At 56.6% G+C, this 19468-nt stretch carries 14 protein-coding genes; 10 read left to right on the top strand and 4 right to left on the bottom strand.

Annotated elements, in window-relative coordinates; genetic code table 11:
• Positions 1 to 177 precede the first annotated feature (177 nt).
• The 6 genes from SH139x_RS04720 (at position 178) to SH139x_RS04695 (ending at position 9903) form a co-directional block, all read left to right on the top strand.
• Positions 178 to 846 carry a MotA/TolQ/ExbB proton channel family protein gene (locus tag SH139x_RS04720; RefSeq protein WP_488354136.1) on the top strand — a complete coding sequence of 223 codons (669 nt, stop codon included), beginning with the start codon at positions 178 to 180 and terminating at the stop codon, positions 844 to 846.
• Positions 847 to 849: 3 nt separating this feature from the next.
• Positions 850 to 1320 (top strand): ExbD/TolR family protein, encoded by a 471-nt coding sequence (locus SH139x_RS04715; RefSeq protein WP_488354135.1) that lies wholly within the window; start codon positions 850 to 852, stop codon positions 1318 to 1320.
• Positions 1321 to 1378: 58 nt separating this feature from the next.
• Positions 1379 to 2107, top strand: a complete 729-nt coding sequence (locus SH139x_RS04710) for an ExbD/TolR family protein (protein WP_488354134.1) — start codon at positions 1379 to 1381, stop codon at positions 2105 to 2107.
• A gap of 141 nt (positions 2108 to 2248) precedes the next feature.
• Positions 2249 to 5692 (top strand): outer membrane protein assembly factor BamB family protein, encoded by a 3444-nt coding sequence (locus SH139x_RS04705; protein WP_488354133.1) that lies wholly within the window; start codon positions 2249 to 2251, stop codon positions 5690 to 5692.
• Between the two features lie 15 nt (positions 5693 to 5707).
• Positions 5708 to 8104 (top strand): ABC transporter substrate-binding protein, encoded by a 2397-nt coding sequence (locus SH139x_RS04700; RefSeq protein ID WP_488354132.1) that lies wholly within the window; start codon positions 5708 to 5710, stop codon positions 8102 to 8104.
• Positions 8101 to 9903 (top strand): hypothetical protein, encoded by a 1803-nt coding sequence (locus SH139x_RS04695; protein ID WP_488354131.1) that lies wholly within the window; start codon positions 8101 to 8103, stop codon positions 9901 to 9903. Before SH139x_RS04700 ends, SH139x_RS04695 begins: the two co-directional genes overlap by 4 nt.
• Before the next feature lie 37 nt (positions 9904 to 9940).
• Here SH139x_RS04695 and SH139x_RS04690 read toward each other — a convergent pair whose 3' ends face one another.
• On the bottom strand, positions 9941 to 10321 hold the full coding sequence (locus SH139x_RS04690) for a cold shock domain-containing protein (RefSeq protein ID WP_488354130.1): 381 nt from the start codon (positions 10319 to 10321) through the stop codon (positions 9941 to 9943).
• Positions 10322 to 10353: 32 nt separating this feature from the next.
• Positions 10354 to 10959, bottom strand: coding sequence for a YqgE/AlgH family protein (locus SH139x_RS04685; RefSeq protein WP_488354129.1), 606 nt, complete (start codon positions 10957 to 10959; stop codon positions 10354 to 10356).
• Between the two features lie 380 nt (positions 10960 to 11339).
• Here SH139x_RS04685 and pdxH point away from each other — a divergent pair, with 380 nt between their 5' ends.
• From pdxH to SH139x_RS04670, 3 genes are all read left to right on the top strand, one after another.
• Positions 11340 to 11990 (top strand): pyridoxamine 5'-phosphate oxidase, encoded by a 651-nt coding sequence (gene pdxH / locus SH139x_RS04680; RefSeq protein ID WP_488354128.1) that lies wholly within the window; start codon positions 11340 to 11342, stop codon positions 11988 to 11990.
• Positions 11991 to 12175: 185 nt separating this feature from the next.
• Positions 12176 to 13021: a dienelactone hydrolase family protein gene (locus SH139x_RS04675; RefSeq protein ID WP_488354127.1), complete on the top strand. Its 846-nt coding sequence runs from the start codon at positions 12176 to 12178 to the stop codon at positions 13019 to 13021.
• A 393-nt stretch (positions 13022 to 13414) separates the two neighbouring features.
• Complete coding sequence (locus SH139x_RS04670) at positions 13415 to 14935, top strand: sialate O-acetylesterase (RefSeq protein WP_488354126.1); 1521 nt, start codon at positions 13415 to 13417, stop codon at positions 14933 to 14935.
• 118 nt (positions 14936 to 15053) lie between these two features.
• On the opposite strand, the gene priA is transcribed toward SH139x_RS04670, so the two are convergent.
• Entirely contained in the window at positions 15054 to 17495 is a 2442-nt protein-coding gene (priA, locus tag SH139x_RS04665) for a replication restart helicase PriA (RefSeq protein ID WP_488354125.1), read from the bottom strand.
• A 250-nt stretch (positions 17496 to 17745) separates the two neighbouring features.
• Between priA and nadD the strand changes: the two genes are divergently transcribed.
• The gene (gene nadD, locus SH139x_RS04660; protein ID WP_488354124.1) at positions 17746 to 18429 is read left to right on the top strand and encodes a nicotinate (nicotinamide) nucleotide adenylyltransferase; all 684 of its coding nucleotides are present in this window, start codon (positions 17746 to 17748) and stop codon (positions 18427 to 18429) included.
• Positions 18430 to 18476: 47 nt separating this feature from the next.
• On the opposite strand, the gene SH139x_RS04655 is transcribed toward nadD, so the two are convergent.
• Positions 18477 to 19166, bottom strand: coding sequence for a hypothetical protein (locus SH139x_RS04655; RefSeq protein ID WP_488354123.1), 690 nt, complete (start codon positions 19164 to 19166; stop codon positions 18477 to 18479).
• Positions 19167 to 19468 lie beyond the last annotated feature (302 nt).

Genomic DNA, 19468 nt, shown 5'->3' with positions numbered 1-19468 from the left:
TGAATCCCGCAGAGCGAACCGCGGCTTAGCCGGCGGGATCAAAAACGGGCCGTTATTTTTGGCAGAATAATCGGACGGTTTCCCAGCAAATAGCGTGGGGCATATTGCGACGTGGCGGAAGTCGAATATGCTGCAAAATAGATCTTATCTCTTTCGCCTTCGTTAAGGAATCGATGCATGTTGTTGCTAGAGGTGTCGGTCTTCGACATCATCGCTAATTCGGTCTATGGGGTGCTAGCCGCAGTCGCCATTTGGGGGCTGTTTTGCATCGTGGTCGTCTGGAGTCGCGTGAAAGCCAAACGTTTTCGCAGTGAAGCCGAGCAAGAAGAATTCCTGGAGGAAATCGAAGGTGCGGTGGCTGCCGGGAAATTTGATATCGCGGCGGCGGCCTGCGAAGGAGACGATCGTGCCTTGCCTCAGATGATTGAGCTGGCATTAATGAATAAGTCATTGGGATACCATCGTGTCCGCCAGTTGATATTGGACCGTTTCCAGCGGGACGTGCTCTCGGATTTGGAACATCGCCTGTCATGGGTCAATACGGTGATCAAGAGCGCACCGATGATTGGTCTGTTTGGCACGGTGTTCGGGATGATGGGTGCGTTCCAGACGTTGGCCGCCAATACCGAAGGTGTGGAACCGGCCGCATTGGCGGCTGACATTAACATCGCGTTGCGGACGACAGCCTGCGGGCTGGCGATCGCGGTGCCTTTGATCCTGATGATCGCCAGCGTCAACATCCGGATTGAAAAAATGGAGGACTTGGTTGGGTCGGGCCTGACACGTTTCCTCGAAGCTTTCAAGGTTGGCTTGGACCGTTCGTCGGCCTTCCGTCAGGGAGCTTAAGCGATGGCCTTTCAGGTTGGCGGTGATGCCACCGCGGAACCACTGGAGATGAGCGGAAAACGTAGTAGCGACGATGAAGTCGACATCACGCCGATGATTGACATTGTCTTCCTGCTGCTAATTTTTTTCGTCGTCTGTTCGAAAATGGATCCCAGCAAGACGGGAGCCATTCCTGAAGCTCAGCGGGGCGTGGCTGTTTCAGCAAACGACTCGGCAGTAATCATCATGGAACGGGGCAGCGAGGATCGCGCCACGGTGAAACGTTACGACGGGTCGCCTTTTCAGGATGATGACGAACAGCAGCGTAACGACGTGATTGAGTACCTCACGCGCCAGCTCGAAGCTGGCAAGAAGGAAGTCATGATCGTCGGCCACCGCGATGTGCCAATTGGTGAGGTGGCGCGGGTGCAACGATTTATTCTCGAGGGTTTTGATAATTTGAAGACGACCTATATCGCCGTAAAAGAGGACTAATGCTTCCTCATGTCGAAGCACTAGCAACCGCCCAGCAGCGTTGTCGGAATGAATGGCTATGAGCATAAGAATACAGTGCCCTCAGTGTGGCGAACGGTGCGGCATCAATGAACGGATGGCCGGACGACGCACGCGCTGTCCCCACTGTGATGCCGAATTATCGGTGCCCTCGCTCGAGCAAATCGCCGCGGCCAAACAGCAGAAGCAAGCCGCCCGCCAACGCGACGCTTTAAGTGGTGCCGGGGAAGTCCCTTGGGCGGCGGCAATTCCCGTCGCCTCGGCGACGGCCACCGCACAACATCCCAGCGACTCGAACGCTGAGGAAGATAAAGGCTTCGAACCGTTGCCGATTGGAAACAAAGCGGGACGTGAAGAAACCGAGATGGACATGACACCGATGGTGGACGTGACCTTCCTGCTGCTAATTTTCTTCATGGTGACCGCTTCGTTTAGCCTGCAGAAAGCGGTGGTCTTACCTCCCCAGCAAAGTGACGCGCCGAGCGAAACAGTCAAGGAGGAGGAGGACGAACCGATGGAAATGGTGACTGTGCAAGTAGACGAGCGGGGAGGCTTTTTTGTGCTCGCCGCCGATTGGGAACGCGAAGTCGCCGGCAAACCCTCGTTGATCAACGCGCTTCGCGACGCTCGTTCGGGCCTAGCGGGTGAAGTCCGCCTTTCCATCGAATGTCATGAAAAGGCGATCTTGGAGGCGTTGGTCAACGCGATGGATGCGGGAGCCATTTGCGAATACGCAGAGATGCAAGTCACGCAAGTTGATGGTTTTTAGCCTGTAAGCCTATATAGCCGCCAAGCATTTAGCTTTTGGACCAAATCGCGATGTGTTGCCGAGAATGGTTCGGTAACTGTGACCTGGTGATCGATGAACGGTCACTTCATTTGTAAATTTACTCCACTGATCGAAGTTTCTATGCTCGTTCGCGAATTGATTGACCGCTTGGAGTCAAGTGGCACTGTGGATCACGAAATCATCGAAGCCCTTCGTCAGCAATTGGAAGAGAGCGGCGCGCGGGTGACACCCGAAGCAGTCGCCAAGTTGTTAGTCGATAACGGCCACCTGACCCGTTTTCAAGCGACCAAGCTGATCGGCGAACTGCGTGGCGGAGATGATGACGACTTGGAGAACAGGGCGGGGGAGAACGATGAACTCGACCTGGGCCTGGCTGATGACGAGAACAGCGGTGAGCTGGTGATCGAGGATGGCGAGCAGGTGGCCATCATTGTCGATGACGACGAAGAAGATGTGGCTGAGGCGGCAATCATCGAAGATGACGTAATGGTAGCCGAAGCCGTCGCGGTTGACGCCGAGGTCGTCGATGCGGAACCAGTCGAAGCGGAAGTGATGACTGCTGAGGCGGTCGACGAAAACGTCCCCATGGGGGAGATGGCGCCGCATCCCGTCGTTCCCACCGGCGAGCGCAGCGGTGGCAAAAAACAACAAACCAACCAGTGGGACTCCGTCTGGATTTACGGCATCGCGGGCATCATTGTTTTGCTGCTTGGTGTCGGCGGAGGATTAGTGTTTTATCTCAATCGGATGAGCGCCGAAGACTATATCAAGAAAGCGAACGAAGCCTGGGACAACGCCAACTATCCGGCCGCTCGCGATGTGTACACAAAGTTCCTTGAGGCATATCCGGGCGACAAAAATATCTCAACCGCTCGTGTTCGTATTGGCTACGCTTCGATCGTGATCGCTCAAGACACGCTGGGCGACGCCAACGCGGGTGTCGAGAAAGCCCGCGAAGTGCTCCCCACGATCGAAACCGAAGAAGCATTCGAGGCGCACCGACAACAAATTGCCTCCACGCTCGTCGACATCGGCTCCAATTTAGCGAAGGAAGCAGACGACCAGTCGATGGCCGACGATAAAGCGGTCACGCTCCAGCAATTGGACAACTGGTTTGAGTTGCTGGAAAACCCGATGTATTTCTCCAGCGAAAGCCGCAAGAATCTGGGACCGCGAATCACCGGCATTGAAGAGACCAGGGCTCGCGTGGTGCGAGATATTGCCCGCGAACGCGACTTGGTCCAAGTCACCGCGGAAATGAAGAAAGCGATTGCCGAGAAAGAAACCAAAGACGCCTTCGACATGCGAACCGAATTGATTCGCAAGTATCGTCAATTGAGCGATCACCCAGAACTGACAAGTTTGGTGCTGGAAGCCAGTTCCATTCAGCGAGAGTTGGTGAAATCGGCTGAACAAGTCCCCCAGGTCAGCACCGAACCGCTGGCTGACAGTGCCTTCCAATCCCTGCTGCTGGCGAACCGCACCGGACGCTCGATTCCCGAATTGGTAGGTCGCGTGGTCTACCTTCGCGCCCGAGGATCGGTGTTGGCTGTGGCCGCAGACAGCGGGCAGATCTTGTGGCGTCGCTTCGTCGGTTACAACATCGATAATCCGCCCGTTTCTTTGGGAGATGCGCTCGACGACGGTGTTCTGCTGAGCGATGGTCGGCAGGGCGAACTGCAGCGGATCGCCAACAACAAAGTCGTATGGCGGGCGGTGATCAACGAAAAATTTAGCGTTCCGGTGGTCGATGGCTCCACGATCTTTACCACGACTGAGTCGGGGCGAGTGTTAGCGCTCGACAGCCAGACCGGAGATTCGCGGTGGGTCAAACAAATCCCACAAGCCTTGCAGGTAGCCCCCGGCAAGCAACTCCGCGGCAACTATATGTATGTGCCTGCCGAGCATAGCAACTTATATGCTTTGAGTGCTGACAATGGCAGCTGCGTGCAGTCGTACTACGTCGGGCATGACTTGGGCACGATCCGCGTACCGCCGGTTGAATTACTGGGTCACCTGTTCGTGTTTGAAAATGCGGGCACTGATTATTGCCTCGTACACATTCTCAAAGTCGACGAACAGTCTGGCACCGTCGAGGTCGCTCAGTCCGAAATCCGTTTGACCGGAAACGTGATGACGTCGCCAGTCGTGCAAGGTCGCCGCTTGATTGTGCTGACCGACTTGGGCCAAGTCAGCGTGCTGGACATTGAACCCTCGGCGGAACGAAACAAGGTCTCAATCGTTGCCGAGCAAGTACCCACGTATGATCGCCCCACTCCCACGGAAATGGCCGTCGGGCGAAGCGAAATTTGGGTGACCGGTTCGCAGATTGCCCGCTACCAGTTGCAAATCAACACTGGCAAAGTGGTGCGAGATTGGGTCAAGCACAAGGCGGACACTTTCATTGCCCAACCCGTTTTGATCGAAAACACTTTGATCCATGCCCGCCAGATGCGAGGCACTCAAGGGGTGCGGATCACGGCCGCCGATCCACGTGATGGCAGCGTGCTCTGGCAAAATGACGTCGGTGTACCAGTTGCGTTGCTGTCCGCTGATCCCGAATCGCGGGCGGTATTCGCCGTAACCTCGCAGGCCGCCCTCTATCAACTGGGAGCCGAAAACCTGGCCGCCGACAACACACTGCAACCGATCGAGAATCCAGGCGGTGACGGCGTCGCGTTGCGTTTCGGCAATCCGCTCGATGCGGGTAATCGCAGGCGACTGTTGCTCAACCAAGAAACAGCCAAAGAGCTGTTGGTGCTCGATCCCTCTCGCTCTCGAGAGAAACTGCGGATGGTCCAACTGATGGTCCCCGAAGGCTCGGTCACCTCCGCCGAAAGCATTCTGATGGCGGGCGGGTTGCTGTTGCCGATGGATAACGGACGGATCATGCTGCTGAACTGGGAAAGTGGGATGTCGCTGGGCAGCCCCTTCCAGCCGCCCACGCGCCCCGGTCAACGCGTTAAGTGGACGACCCCCATTCCCAACCCGTCGGATCCCCAGCAATTGTTGATCTGTGATGATTCGCCCACGCTGTTTCGCTTGCGAGTCGGTGAGCAGATTCGCGAGCTGAGCAAAACGAAAATGGGCGAGCGACTGCTGGGCCCCGCGGCGGCTGGTAACACAAACTGGATCGCGGCGGCGGGCGGAGCGGCGGGCGATTTATTAGTCACTTACAACGTCAACAGCTTGGAAGAAACCGCTCGCAAAATGTTGGGTAACCGCATTATCTACGGCCCCGTCTCGGTCGGTGATGCGGCTTCGGGTGCGGCTGTGATCTTACAAACTTCGGACGGTAAGCTGCACCGGATCGAAGAAAACGCGGAGATCAAATGGTCGCTCGACGTACCCAGCGGCCAGCCGGCCGCGGTCCCACAAATGGTCAACGGCAAAATATATGTCACTGGTCAAGACGGTTGGATTTTGGTCGTTGATCCGGCCAGCGGAAATGTAGAAGGTCGCGTTGACGTCGGCCAACCTCTTGCCGGTAATCCGCTGGTGGCCGGGAGCCAAATGCTAGTGCCTGGGTCCGAAGGCATCGTCTTTGTTGTCAGCAAGCCCTAGGAAGGTTGAATTCCCATGCATCTTTCCTTGAATCGAAACTCAGCCACCAGCGTTAACATGCCCGCCAGCATCAGCCAGATCGTATTGCGAGCCTTACTCTTTGCCGCGGCGTGCCTTGGGCTGCTGGGAGGCTCAATCAGTTGGGCCCAGATTACTCCCAACTACGCGACCGAAACCGAACCGGAAAGTGAAGGCATCGAGCTGCTGCAGACCGACCCTTATGACCTGGTGCGATTTAAGAGTTCAGCCGGAGGTGGATGGGCCAAAGTTGAATTACTCCCCTTGCCGGGTCGCCAGTTTCCCGCCAGGCCGACCGGCTCATTGGCGATGACCGTGCGAGGCTTGCCGGGCAAGACTTACGAAGCCAAATGGGCCGACATCGAATCGATCGAATTTTGGGAGGAACGTCTGCAGCGAGAGTATGAGAAACGAAAACAGGGGGCCGATTTTTCCGGCGCCTACCCGTTCTTGGCAATTCTGTACCGCGACAACCCTGGCGCCGAAGCCGTCGAGGAGATGCGGCGTGAGTATTTGTTGCTGAACGCTCAAGATGATTTCAAAGGGGGCGATCTCAAACGCACGCTGGCAATGCTGGAAGAACTGCGACGGATCTCGCCTAACTATAAGACTGAAACTGTGTTAGCGGCGATCGGCAGAATTACTGACACGCTGATGCAGCGAATGATGGACGCTGACCAATTGGAAGCGGCCCAGAAATTACTAGCTCGACTCGAGCAGGATTACGACGACAGCCAAGTCAGTTCGATTCGCCGTTGGAACAGCAAGTTCCTGGGGATGGCCGAGAGTAAGCGTGAAGAGGCGTTGGCGGCGCGCGATGCAAAACGTTGGCGCGACGCCCGCAAGTTGGCGCTGGATAGTCTTTATCTATATCCACGCATTCCCGGCGGCGAAGCGCTCGTCAAAGAGATCGATCGGGCTTATCCGCTGGTCAACGTGGGTGTGTTACAAGCGGCCACGGAACTTGATCCCACGCGGATCGACAACTGGCCCGCGAGACGCACCGGGCGGCTTATGTACCGCTCATTGTTTGAAATGAGTGATGCCGGTCCCGAGGGTGGTGAGTATGATTTTCTGTTTGGCGACTTTAACCAAACCCCGGACCGCATGGAATTGCAATTAGAATTACACCCTGAGCGGCTTTCCGGTCCACTGGCGAACGTCGATTCGTTTCTGTTGGGAGATCGTCTGACGGCCATGACGCAACGGGACGCGTCGAGCTATATCCCGGCGTGGGCTGCCACCTTAAACCGGTTATCAGTCCCCGGACCTCGCAACCTGGGGGTCTACCTTAGGCATCCCCACGTCTTGCCGCACTCATTGTTGCGAGTCAAAGTCGACGGTAGCTGGGCAGGCTTGCCGGAGGGTTCACCAACGGGCGACTACTTCCCAGCCCCCGACAACAACGAAGAGGGCATTCGTCGTTTCTTGCTGAAAGATCAAGCGTCCGATCAAGGAATGCGACCACGTGAAGTGGTGGAGATTCAACAGGACGATGCTTCCGACGCGGTCACCGCCTTGTTGCGTGGTGAGTTGGATGTTTTGGACCATCTTTTTCCAGCGGATGCCCAACGGCTCGCTTCGCGTCCCGAGATCCGCGTTGGCAACTATCCACTACCCACCGTGCACATGTTGATTCCCGTATCGGAACATCCTTATTTGGCAGACCGTACATTTCGCCGCGCAATTGCATACGGCATCAGTCGCGAAGAAATTTTAAAGACTGAGTTGTTGGGGAATGCTGAGGTGCCGGGTTGCCGCGTTGTCTCCGGTCCATTCCCGGCCGGCACCTCGCAGGACGATCCGCTGGCCTACGCCTATGACGAACGGATCGTACCGCGAACCTACCAGCCTCGCGTCGCCTCGCTGCTGAAAACGATGTCGGTGGAACAGCTGAAGCTGAAAGCCAAAAAGGATAAAGAGGAACTAGCCGAACTGACACCGATTCGGCTTGGTTATCCCAAGGGGGATCTTCCCCGGATCGCTTGCCAAGCGATCGCGCAACAGTTGAACATGGTGGAGATTCCGGTCGAGTTAGTCGAATTACCGGAGGGAGTGGCCCGACCGTCCGACGATAGCTGTGATCTGATTTACACAGTGGTTGCCTTGTGGGAACCGGTCACCGATGCCCGCAGGGTACTTGGCCCCGACGGGCTCGCCGGTAGTCGGGATCAACTTGTTGGCTTGGGATTGCGGCGATTGGAACGTGCCAAGAATTGGCGTGAAGTGCGGACCCGCCTCTTTGACCTGCATTTCATCGCCCACAATGAACTGCCGGTCATTCCCCTCTGGCAGCTGGTCGATTCGTATGCTTTTCGCACCGAACTTGGTGGCATGGGAGCCGACGTGGTCTCGCTGTATCAAAACGTGGATCGTTGGAGGTTGAATCGATGAGGTCACTATTTGCCCTGCTAATCGTTGCGGCCAACCTGTGCCTTGCGTGCTCAGCCGGCGCACAAGAGGAACGCCCCCCGGCCGATAAATATCAGGAGCAATTGCCCTGGGATTACAAGCCTTACGAAGTGCTGATATGGATCGCGGGGGTTGATGAAACAACGCTCAATGAATCATTGGGTCGGTCCTTGCAAGCGTACCTCGATCGTGATTTCGCCTCGCTATGGAACACTCAGATTGTCGCCGCGCCGTCGGGTATGTCAGCGATTGCAGCTCGCAATTTTGAGCAAATTGATTTCGGATCGCTGACCTCCGAAGACCCCGTGGTGGTCATTAAACGTGATCATCCGGAGGCAGCCCGAATTCGCTTTCAAGGTGATGTGGCAACACATATCGACGCGATTCTGGCCGCCGAAGTGCACGTTGAGAAAGTGATCCGCCAGGGCACCATCGCTGAAAATGCGACGCTGCACGGCATGACCGAGAAGATCAAGCGCGAGCCGACCGACCTGTTGAATTTGCGAACCCGCTGGGCCGACCCGACAACCGAAGCCATGCTGCTGCCGCGGGGGATGACGGTCGGACTCGAGCCGACGCCCAAGATCATGGAGATCGAAGTCGCCGAGCGGATGGGAGATGTATTCGCCGAGTACGACAAGGTGTTCTTGGTTTATCTCGAGGGCAACAACGCGCAGCAACGCTTGGCAGTCCGTGAAATCGATTGTCTGATGCGACACCCCGGGCCCGTTATTGAAGCAACCGTGACCTCGCCGAGCCAGTTGCCACAACTGATGGCCCTGGCGATCCGCAATGCCTTCTCACCCATTGTCCGCATCGATGATGTGGGCATGAAAACGGTCCAAGGTTCACTGCGGGGTGCGGGGCTGATTGCCAGCGAGGACTCACCGGCCAACGTCCAAGAGGGCGATTTTCTGCAACCGCTGTTGCGGAAGGATGATCGTACCGGCCAGCCATCTACCGTGGGCATTGTCGACTGGACGTACCTGTTGGTCACTGACAAGGACGAACGTGACAACCTGGAAATGAAAATCCACACCGGCCGCGACGGCGCGCTTTCGGGGCGAAGAACTAACCGCACCCACCGCATGGCGCTCAAAGTTCGCCCCTTTTTCCCTCATACTATTTTGAGACTGCACGCCAAGGGCGACCCGCAACAACCTTTGGCCGGCTATGACGTATTTGATAGAGACTTGGAGACTGATAAGTTTACCAAAATTGGTCAAACCGACTGGGACGGTCGTTTGCTAATCGAAAAAACGGATGTCGCGATGCGTCGCCTCTACGTGAAAAACGGGTTGTTGGTGTTGGCCCGCTTGCCGATGGTGCCCGGGCAAACCGAAATGGAGTCAGCTGATTTGGTTGGCGACGACATTCGTTTGCAAGCGGAAGCTTACATCCGCGGAGTGCAAAACTCGATCATTGATTTAGTTGCGATTCGCAAGCTGCTGGCCGCCAACATTCGCCAACAGATCAAACAAGGCAACACGGCCCGCGCGACCGAGTTATTGAACCAATTAAGAAAGCAGCCAAGCTACGAAAAGTTGGCCGATGACATGGCCCAGCGGCAGACTGAAATCATTTCCAGCAACCGCAGCGAACAAGCCAAGATTGACAGCTTGTTTGGTGAGACTCGAGATTTGTTGGTCAAGCACATTAATCAGTCGTTGATTAACGTATTGGATCGCGAAGTCAACGCGGCGCTGGGCCGAGCCGTGGGTGACGCGCCGCTGCCAGGACAAGCAGATAGCGAACCAACCGGCGACGCGACGGGCCAATGAGCAAGCTTGAAGGCTCCATGACGACGGAACCTGGTTGCTAGTCTTTGTTTCGCCATTTGGGTTTTGTTTGCCGCGCTTTGGGGTGATGTTTGACCATTAAGTGCGGATCGGTGTAACCCGACATCTTTTCGCCCACGGGACGCTTCGTTGGCCTGACGACTTTTGCTCGCAGTTTGCCCTCGTTGCGACGGTGCAGTTCGTCGATTTCAAACTCGACAACTTGTCCCCGCCGGGGTGCCGTATCGCGAGGGCCATTTCCTTCCCACTGAGAAAGGTGAAAGAAAACATCCTCGCGATAGTCCTCCGCCTCGATAAAGCCATACTTTTTGTCGACGTCGACGTGACGAATCTGACCGACTCGCTTGCGGACAATCAACAGGGAAGGATCGATCGGTGCTGGCGAATCAGAGTCTGGCATGCGAATGTTACAGTGTGGCAAACGTGAAAGAGCTAGTTGAGGCAGGGGTTGATGTGCGTATCGTCGATCCCCACCCAAGCGGCCAAGGAATGACCGAGCCCGGTCCGCACCAAGTGGGCCCACATCGAATCGTCGGCTTCAAAAACACGATCCGCGGTGGCTGGAAGAAGATACCAGAATCCGGCCTTGATCTCAGCCTCTAATTGTCCACTTTGCCAAGCTGCGTGCCCGACGATCAATCGCATCGGCCCTGACAGCCCCGGTTTGACCAGCTGTTGGAGGTGTTCTTTCTGCGCCGCCACGTAAACGCCCACGCCGGTTTCCGCCTCAGCCAGCTCGCGATCGGAGTGCAATGCCATCACGGGGCCAGAGACAGGGCCCCCAAAATGGATCGAACGACGGTTTTCTGGCTCCGACGGTTGCGGCCAACGCGGTCCTTGCCCCTCGCTAGCTTGCTCCTGCGGCGGGGCCAATAATTTCCATAACGCCTCGGGGCCGCCCTGCATCGGACGGTTGAGCAGCACACCGATCGCACCATCTTCGTCATGATGCATAACGAGGCAAACACCTCGACCAAACAAGGGATCAGCCACGCTCGGGGATGCGACAAGTAGTTTTCCGGTGTATGAATCAGACATTAATTTGGGACCCCAAAGGTCTGAATGTGAAGTAAGGACCAAGGTGCCAACAGGGTCAGTCGGGATCACGCAGCGAGAACACGTAACGCCAGCAAGACTGCCAACCTGACAGCCGATCGCCGACTAATCTATATTAGATCGCAATTGCCGGACCAAAGCGGTAACAGGACCGTCCGCCCAGCTCGTAAACTGTTTTTTCCGCGGCAAAAAACGGGGTAAAACGGATTGCAAGAATTTTTCCTGGTTTGACGAGCCGTCAGCGGTTTTGGCGCTAGCCACCGTTCGTTACACCCGAATAATACGGTTCAACACGAGAACCGCGGCTAGCGCCATTGCGGCTAATGGGCCACTCCCAACACTGAAATCAAGGAAAACATGGCATGACAATCGACTCGATGCGACGCAACTACGGACTCGGCGGGATTGACTTGGAGAACACGGCCACCGACCCCGTGGATCAATTCCAACTTTGGTTCGACGCAGCACGTGAATCGTCTCCCGCAGAGTGGTTCGAAGCGAACGCGATGACCTTGGCAACCGCCGATGACCAAGGCCGCGTCAGCGCCCGCATCGTATTATTGAAAGGGTTCGACGATGGCTGCCCGATGTTTTTCACAAACTATCAATCAGACAAGGGTCAACAACTAGCCGCCAACCCTCAAGCCGCTCTCTGTTTCTACTGGGCACACACGGAACAACAGGTTCGCATCGAAGGCGCCGTGGAGCGGGTTCGTGACGAGCTGAGCGACAAATACTTCCACAGCCGCCCCCGCGGCAGCCAGTTAGGGGCGATCGTCAGTGACCAATCGGAGGTCATCCCCGACCGGGAGAGTTTGGAGAAAAAATTAGCGGCGGCAGCAGCTGAGCACGGCGAGGCGGAAATTCCCCGCCCCAGTTTTTGGGGTGGCTACCGGCTGGTCGCAACCCGTTACGAATTCTGGAAAGGGGGCGAAGACCGTTTGCATGACCGCATTCTGTACCGACGCGACGCACCGAAGGCGGCCTGGATCAAGGAACGACTGGCTCCTTAGATGGCCAGCAACAATTTTCCAGCCTCGACTTTTGCAGCACAGCCGTTCCCGCTAGGGCAATGACGCTAGGGCAATGAAGCGGGGACAATGACGCGGGGGCGGACCGCCGGCCCACTCAGTCATGGCGTTGCAGACAGTACAATGGGCGCGTAGTCCGTTTAACCATTCCAACTTTAGGTGTTTCCATGTGTGACCAAGACCACTTTGAAGAAGACATCAAGAAGTACTCACGCCGCGACATCGGCAAGCTGGCTGCGGTTGGTGTTGGTGCTGCGATGATGCTGCCGCGAGCGGCCAACGCGGCTGAGGTTCAGGAAAGTGAAGTAAAAATCAAGACGCCCGATGGACAGTGCGATGCCTTTTTCGCAACTCCCAAGATGGGCGCCCACGCCGCCGTGTTAGTCTGGCCCGACATCTTTGGATTGCGTCCCGCCTTCCGTCAAATGGGAACGCGTTTGGCCGAATCTGGCTACAGCGTGCTGGTGGTTAATCCGTTCTACCGAAAGCAACCAGCACCGACGGCGTCCGACGGTGCGCAAACAGCCATTTCCGACGTCATCCCACTGGCGCGAAGCCTCAGCGCAACAACTCACGTGACCGATGCCAAAGCGTTTATTGCTTGGCTCGATTCGCAACCGCAGGTCGACACCAAGAAAAAGATTGGCACGATTGGCTACTGCATGGGTGGACCGATCGTAATGAGAACCGCGGCCGCGGTTGCCGACCGCGTGGGCGCTGGGGCAACTTTTCACGGGGGTGGCTTGGTTACGGACAATCCCGACAGCCCGCACTTGTTAATCGAAAAGATGCAGGCCCAATTCCTGATTGCCATCGCGGAAAATGACGACAAACGCGATCCCGACGCCAAGGATGTGCTGAGAAAGACCTTCGAGCAGGCAAATTTGCCCGCCGAGATTGAGGTCTATCCCGCCGGACACGGCTGGTGCCCACCCGACACGCGAGTCCATAACGAAGAGCAGGCCGAAAAAGCTTGGCAACGAATGTTGGCTCTGTTCGAGCGGGCGATTTAGAGCCCGAGAAAACGGTGGCTAGCGCCAAAACCGCTAACGGTTTATTGGGAAGCACTTACAGACGCAGCGGCGGAGGGAGAAAACAAATCCACCGCCGCGCCAGTTCGTCACGGTGAACATTGCGTAGTATCTGCTGGATAACCACGTTAATGATCGGCATGCGGCAAGCAAACCGGCGAGCCACTCATTCTAGCCACTCTAATACCACACCGATGCCAACTGGGCTAATTCTTGACGGAGCTGTGCGGCAGACGCAACACACGCGAAGCGGTTTGCGAGTAAACTGTGGCTGCTCAGCATGTCAGGGCGAGAGCGACAACGAGAGCTAATGACCCCACCCCCAGAAGGCCCCTGGCACCTTCCTTAATCCCCCACTTTCTTCAGGAGAGCCGCATGAGCATGCGACTATTACGAACTGGCGGCCTGGCAATGGCCGCGACCCTTACCTTGGGATTGTCCACCGCGTTAGCCGATGTCCAGCTGCCGAATATCTTCAGCGATTCGATGGTCTTGCAACGTGACCAAGAAAACCGCGTGTGGGGCATGGCCGACGCGGGCGAAGCGGTCACGGTGATGATTTCTGGTCAGACGCACGAGACCGAAGCCGATGCGGATGGGTATTGGCAAGTGACGCTGCAGCCGTTGAGCGTCGGTGAGCCTCGGACGTTGACCGTTCGTGGCAAAAACGAGATCAAGCTGGAAGATGTGTTGGTTGGCGAGGTTTGGATTTGTTCAGGCCAGTCCAACATGCAGTGGACGGTGAACAGTTCCGAGTCGCCCGATCTGGAGCGACTAGCGGCTAACTTTCCACAAATCCGCATGATCAATTATCGGCAGCAAGGTTCACAGACGCCGGTCTGGTCACATCCCGATCGTCAGTGGATGGTTTGCACACCTGAGAACGTGGGCAACTTTTCAGCCGTTGGTTACTTCTTTGCTCGCCAATTGCATCAGACACTCGATGTGCCGATCGGGATGATCAACAACGCTTGGGGTGGCTCGGCTTGCGAAGCTTGGATCAATCGTGATGTGCTCGTCGCCGATGGACGCTTCGCAGGCATGCTGCAGCGTTGGGAGAATATGGAGAACCAATTTGAAGAGTTGAGTGGTAAAGACGACTTAGATGACAAAGCTCAACAGACTCGTAGAAACTTGTCGAATCAAATGGGAGGGAACCAGCGTCCCGCCAACATTTATAATGGTGTGTTAAAGTCGCACATGGGTTACGGCATCAAAGGTGCGATTTGGTACCAAGGTGAATCGAATGCTGGCCGCGCTTATCAGTATCGTGAGTTGTTCCCGTTGATGATTTCCAGTTGGAGAAAAGAGTGGGGTGCGGGCGATTTCCCTTTTTACTGGGTGCAATTGGCTGACTTTCGTCAAGAAAAGTCGGCCCCCGGAGAGAGTGACTGGGCGGAACTGCGAGAAGCCCAGACAATGACGATGGATAAACTGGAAAACACCGGCGAAGCGGTGATCATCGACATTGGAGAAGGTAAAGATATTCACCCCCGCAACAAAGTCGATGTGGGTCGCCGTTTAGCCCGTTGGGCATTGGCCAAACAATATGCCATTGAAATCGCCCACCAGAGCCCTCGTTATCAAGCGATGGAAAAAGTTGACGGTAAGATCGTACTCAGTTTTGCACATGTCGACGGTGGCTGGCGACCCTTTGATGTTCCCCAACCAATCGGTTTCACCATCGCCGGTGAAGACAAGCAATTCGTCACCGCTGACGCCAAAATTTTGAAAGATGGTCGGATTGAAGTCTGGAGTGACTCAGTTAAAGATCCGGCCTCAGTGCGATACGCTTGGGCCGACAACCCCGTCTGCAACATGTACGACCGGGCCGATTTACCACTGACGCCCTTCCGCACTGATGATTGGGATGGTGTGACGAAGGGACGCGAATAAGTAATTCGCTCAACAGTCAGCCGCCGGTGTACGCGATCCCATTACAAGTACGCCTACGGCTGACTGTTTAACGATGACGCCGCGGCTGTACATGCTTGGTACTGCTCGCGGCGTTCGCCTACATCATATCCATGGGATCGATATCGACGACGAATTGAATATCGGTTTTGGCGGGTGGTTTAAGATCTTCACGAGCGCGACGAATCACGCCGCCGAGCACTGCCGCGTCGGCGCATTGCAAGAGAATATGAAAACGGTATTTACCGCGCAAGCGTGACATTGGCGGCGGCGCTGGTCCAAGAATACGGACTTCGGCCCCTTTGAGCGTTCGCACCGCTTCGAGTTTTTCCACGATCTTCTCGGAAAAAGCTTCGGTCGCTCGCTCTTCGCTGCCACGAATAATGATCCGAGCCACGCGTCCGTGGGGCGGATACGAATATCGCTGGCGTTGTTCTAGTTCGTATTTGACGAACTTGTGATAGTCGTGCTGCGAAGCGGCTTCGATGGCTGGGTGATCGGGGGAAAAGGTCTGCACTAACACGCGACCGCCGCGGCTACTGCGGCCGGTCCGTCCGGCAACTTGCGTGACCAGTTGAAAAGTTCGTTCGGCGGCGCGAAAATCGGGGAAATGCAGGGCGGAATCGGCGTTAATCACACCGACGAGAGTCACATCGGGAAAGTCCAGCCCCTTGGCGATCATTTGCGTGCCCAACAAAATCGACAACTCGCCTTTGCGAAAAGCGGTCAGCACCCGTTCGTGGCTACCTGGTTTCCGCATGGTGTCACTGTCCATGCGAGCCACCGAAGCGGTCGGAAAACGTGCTTTGACTTCTTGCTCGAGCCGTTGCGTGCCCAGCCCGCTGTAGCGGATGCCGTCGAATTTACACTCGGGGCACCAGGGGGGCGTGGGGATCTGATAATCGCAATAGTGACAGACCGCTTTGCTGCCATCACGGTGATGCGTGAGCGGCATATCGCAATCGGGGCAACCGACGACGTGGCCGCAAGCAGGGCACTGGATGGAGGTCGAAAACCCACGACGATTGAGCAGCAGGATAACTTGGCCCTGGTCGGCGATCGTCTCGGTAATCGCTTGATGCAGCGGCCGGCTGATCGAACCGCCGGCACGTTGTTCCTTGAGCCGCATATCGACCAGCTGCACCGCCGGCATGGGACGATCTTCGACACGCTTGGCCAACGGCACCAGCGACGCGCGCCCCGACTTGGCGGCGTACCAAGATTCGAGCGACGGGGTGGCGGAACCAAGAATTAAAGGGATGCCCTCCAACGCGGCTCGCCGTCTGGCCACATCGCGAGCGTGATAGCGGGGGACCGTGTCTTGTTTGAAGGAAGCGTCGTGTTCTTCATCGATCACGATCAAGCCTAAATTGGGCAACGGTGCGAAGACGGCGCTGCGAGGCCCGACGACCACATCGACACTGCCCGAGGCGATGCGTTGCCAGTGATAATGACGTTCGGAGGGAGTCATTTGGCTGTGCATCACGGCCACCGAATTGAAGCGATCCTCAAATCGTTGGCGAGTTTGCGGGGTCAAACTGATCTCGGGGACCAGCACGATGGCTTGACGCCCGAAACGTTGCGCATGCTCAATCGAACGAATATAGACTTCGGTCTTGCCGCTGCCGGTGACGCCGTGCAGCAAGATATTCTTGGGCCCTCCCTCATCGATCGCCGCGCTGATTTTCGCTAGAGCGGTGGCTTGCTCCGGAGTCAGCACCACACGTTCGACGGAGCGGACGGGCTGGCGTCCGGTCAGGGGGCTGCCCACATCCATCACGCGGCGGGACTCGGCCAAGACCAAGCCTTTTTTGCGCAGCTGACGGATCGGCTCGTCGGTGCACTCGGCCAATGTCGACAATTCGGGAACCGTCAACGGCCGGGAAGCGGCAATCAGATGTCGCAAGGCGGCCCGCTGCTTCACCGGCAAGGCATCGACCACTCGATCGTCGAGCGCCTCCTTGCTGGGCTGGAGAAATGTCTTTTCACGCGTGCCCGCTCCGCCGCGAACTCCAGAGGGAATCAAGGCGTCGAAGACTTGACCGGCCGGAGCTTGGTAATAGTGCGACATCCCCAACACCAGCTTGACCATCTTGTCCGAGCAAAGAGGATGGTCGTCGACCACTTCGGCGACATCTTTCATGGAGCGAGCCGGGCGGATGCCGGTTGCGACCTGGGTACACCAGCCCAACACGCTGCGATTGCCGCGACCGAGCGGCACGCGAACGCGCATGCCGGCGCTCAACTGGTCGATCATTTGCGGCGGCACTCGATAGTGAAATGGTCCGTAGGGATTCTCGGCAAAGACCACTTCCGCCGCCACGGTGGTATCATCCGCTTCGACTTCCCAAGGGGGCGCGTCGAGCTCGAACAGCTCACCCTGCTGGGGATCGTCACCCGGATGCGGAGCATCTCCGTGGTCAGGGTCGTCGCCGGACTGCAGACCTTCGCCGGGCTGAAAGTTGACCGAGCCGAGCTTGGACGGATCTTCCGCCGAGAAATCTTCGGAACCTGAGTCGGACGATTTTCCAACAGGAGACATAGTGGACGGTGCTGTGGTGGTATCGGAGGTCGAACCCTCTAGGATAACGCCCCGCGTCGTCGCGGCCGAAGCCCCAGGAAAGAATTCTCCGTGCGGGGACTGGGGTAAATTGGATGAAGTTTGCATTGGAATTAGGATTCGCCTGCAGATGAGTGTCTCGCCGAACAACAGACCTGACAAAAAAAGTGGCCCTCAGGTCGTTGATTATCGATCAGTGCTGTGACACCTTTGGTCACTGGAGAAAAGCAAATTGGGAAAAAAAAACACTTTTTCGCGAATCGGCATCTTGGGCGGCTCCTTTGATCCGGTGCATTACGGACATTTAATCCTGGCTGAAACCTGCCGAGAGCACTTGCGGCTGGATCAAGTGCTGCTGATTCCCGCAGCCACTTCGCCACTGAAACCGAGAGGACCGAATGCCAGCGGCCGGCAACGGATGGAAATGCTGCAATTGGCGCTCGACGCGAGCCAAGACTCTGCCAGTGACAACTCTGCCAGCGACAACTCTGCCAGTGCGGACTTGCGAGTTGACAGCCTGGAGCTTGATCGCGGGGGAGTCAGCTACACGCTGGAGACGGTGCGGTTGCTTGCCGCTCGGGAGCCGCACAGCCAACTGGTGCTGTTGATCGGCGGTGACTCGCTGGCCAGCTTGGCTGATTGGCACCAGCCAGCCGAGCTGCTGAAGCTGGTGGAACTAGGCGTGGTCACGCGGAGCGGGCATGCTGAACCCGATTTGGGTGCAGCCCAGGCGATGCTGCCGGCTGCCGAGCGTGCATTATTCCGCGGCAGTTTGGTGCCGATGCCGACGCTGGAATTATCGAGCACGGAGCTGAGAGCTCGCATTGCCGCGGGGCAAAGCATTCGCTTTCGCACCCCGCCAGCGGTCGTAGATTACATCAAGGCGGCCGGGTTATATCGTGCCGCCTCAGCTTGAAGATGGGCCCGGTCGAGGCTGAATTCCACCGATACAGGGAATTCAGCTTAGAAGTCGGAGTCCATGCCCAAGCGACTGCGAAGCACATCAAATTCACGAATGAATCGCTCGCTGCTGCTGTGGACGTGCTCAGCTTCGGTCAAAAACTGGATATCGGGAGTGGGATAGACGTCGTTATCGATCAACACCGACTCAAAAGGCTCTAGCGGTTGCCCGTAGCAAATCAACAGTTTGTGCTCGTCGAATTGCACCTCTTGCCGGCGCCGCGGATTGACCACGGCAACACCGCAGCAGCCATCGTTGAGCAGCAGGTCTTCGAACTCGACCAGCACGCTTTTGAGGACAGGCAGATCGATGTGTTCGCGATAGAAATCACGATGTCCGACACCGCCCTGGTGGCTTGATTCCAGCACCACGTCGACGACGGGACCGAGGTTATCGATCAAATCGAGGAACAGGTCGATCAGCAGTCCGCGCGTGGCGGCGCCCATGATCACGGGGATTTTTTCACCACTCGTTTCATCATGATAAGCATCATGCCGAAACCCTTGCCTGGGTACGACCTGCAGATCATAAGACGGACGAATGGCGTCGGTAAGATCGAACGCCCCGTAGCGTTCGATGCCCATGTGGACCTGCAGCTCATCATCGGTGAGTTGCTCGAAACTGTTCTCCGTTGTGGAACGGACGACACCTTCTGGCCCAGTACTGCGGAGGATCCGCTTGAGGAAACCCATGTTTTCTCTCGGTCGATTTTCGAATCGGTTCAAGCCGCCTGGAAGGCGATTGCTATAAATGCGACAAAATGACGAACGCCGAGTGCTTTGACTCAACAAACAACGCTAGGTCACGTTGACCGCGCAATGGGTGAGACAAACAGGGTCTCCGTGACAGCTATTTTTTTCGCACTTCCCATAACCGCTCAGACCGTTACAAACAGTCCACCGCAGGGAATGCGGACAACGCGTGTGGCAAAAGAGCCACGTCAATCTCGGTGGGGGACTCGCGCCAAGTCGACGAAGGCGGCTATAATTGAGGA

This window comes from Kothea flammea (genome assembly GCF_052161645.1).
GTDB lineage: Bacteria > Planctomycetota > Planctomycetia > Pirellulales > Pirellulaceae > Laterigemmans.
Note: the sequence above shows the minus strand (reverse complement) of the source record. Positions and strands in the feature narration are given on the sequence as shown.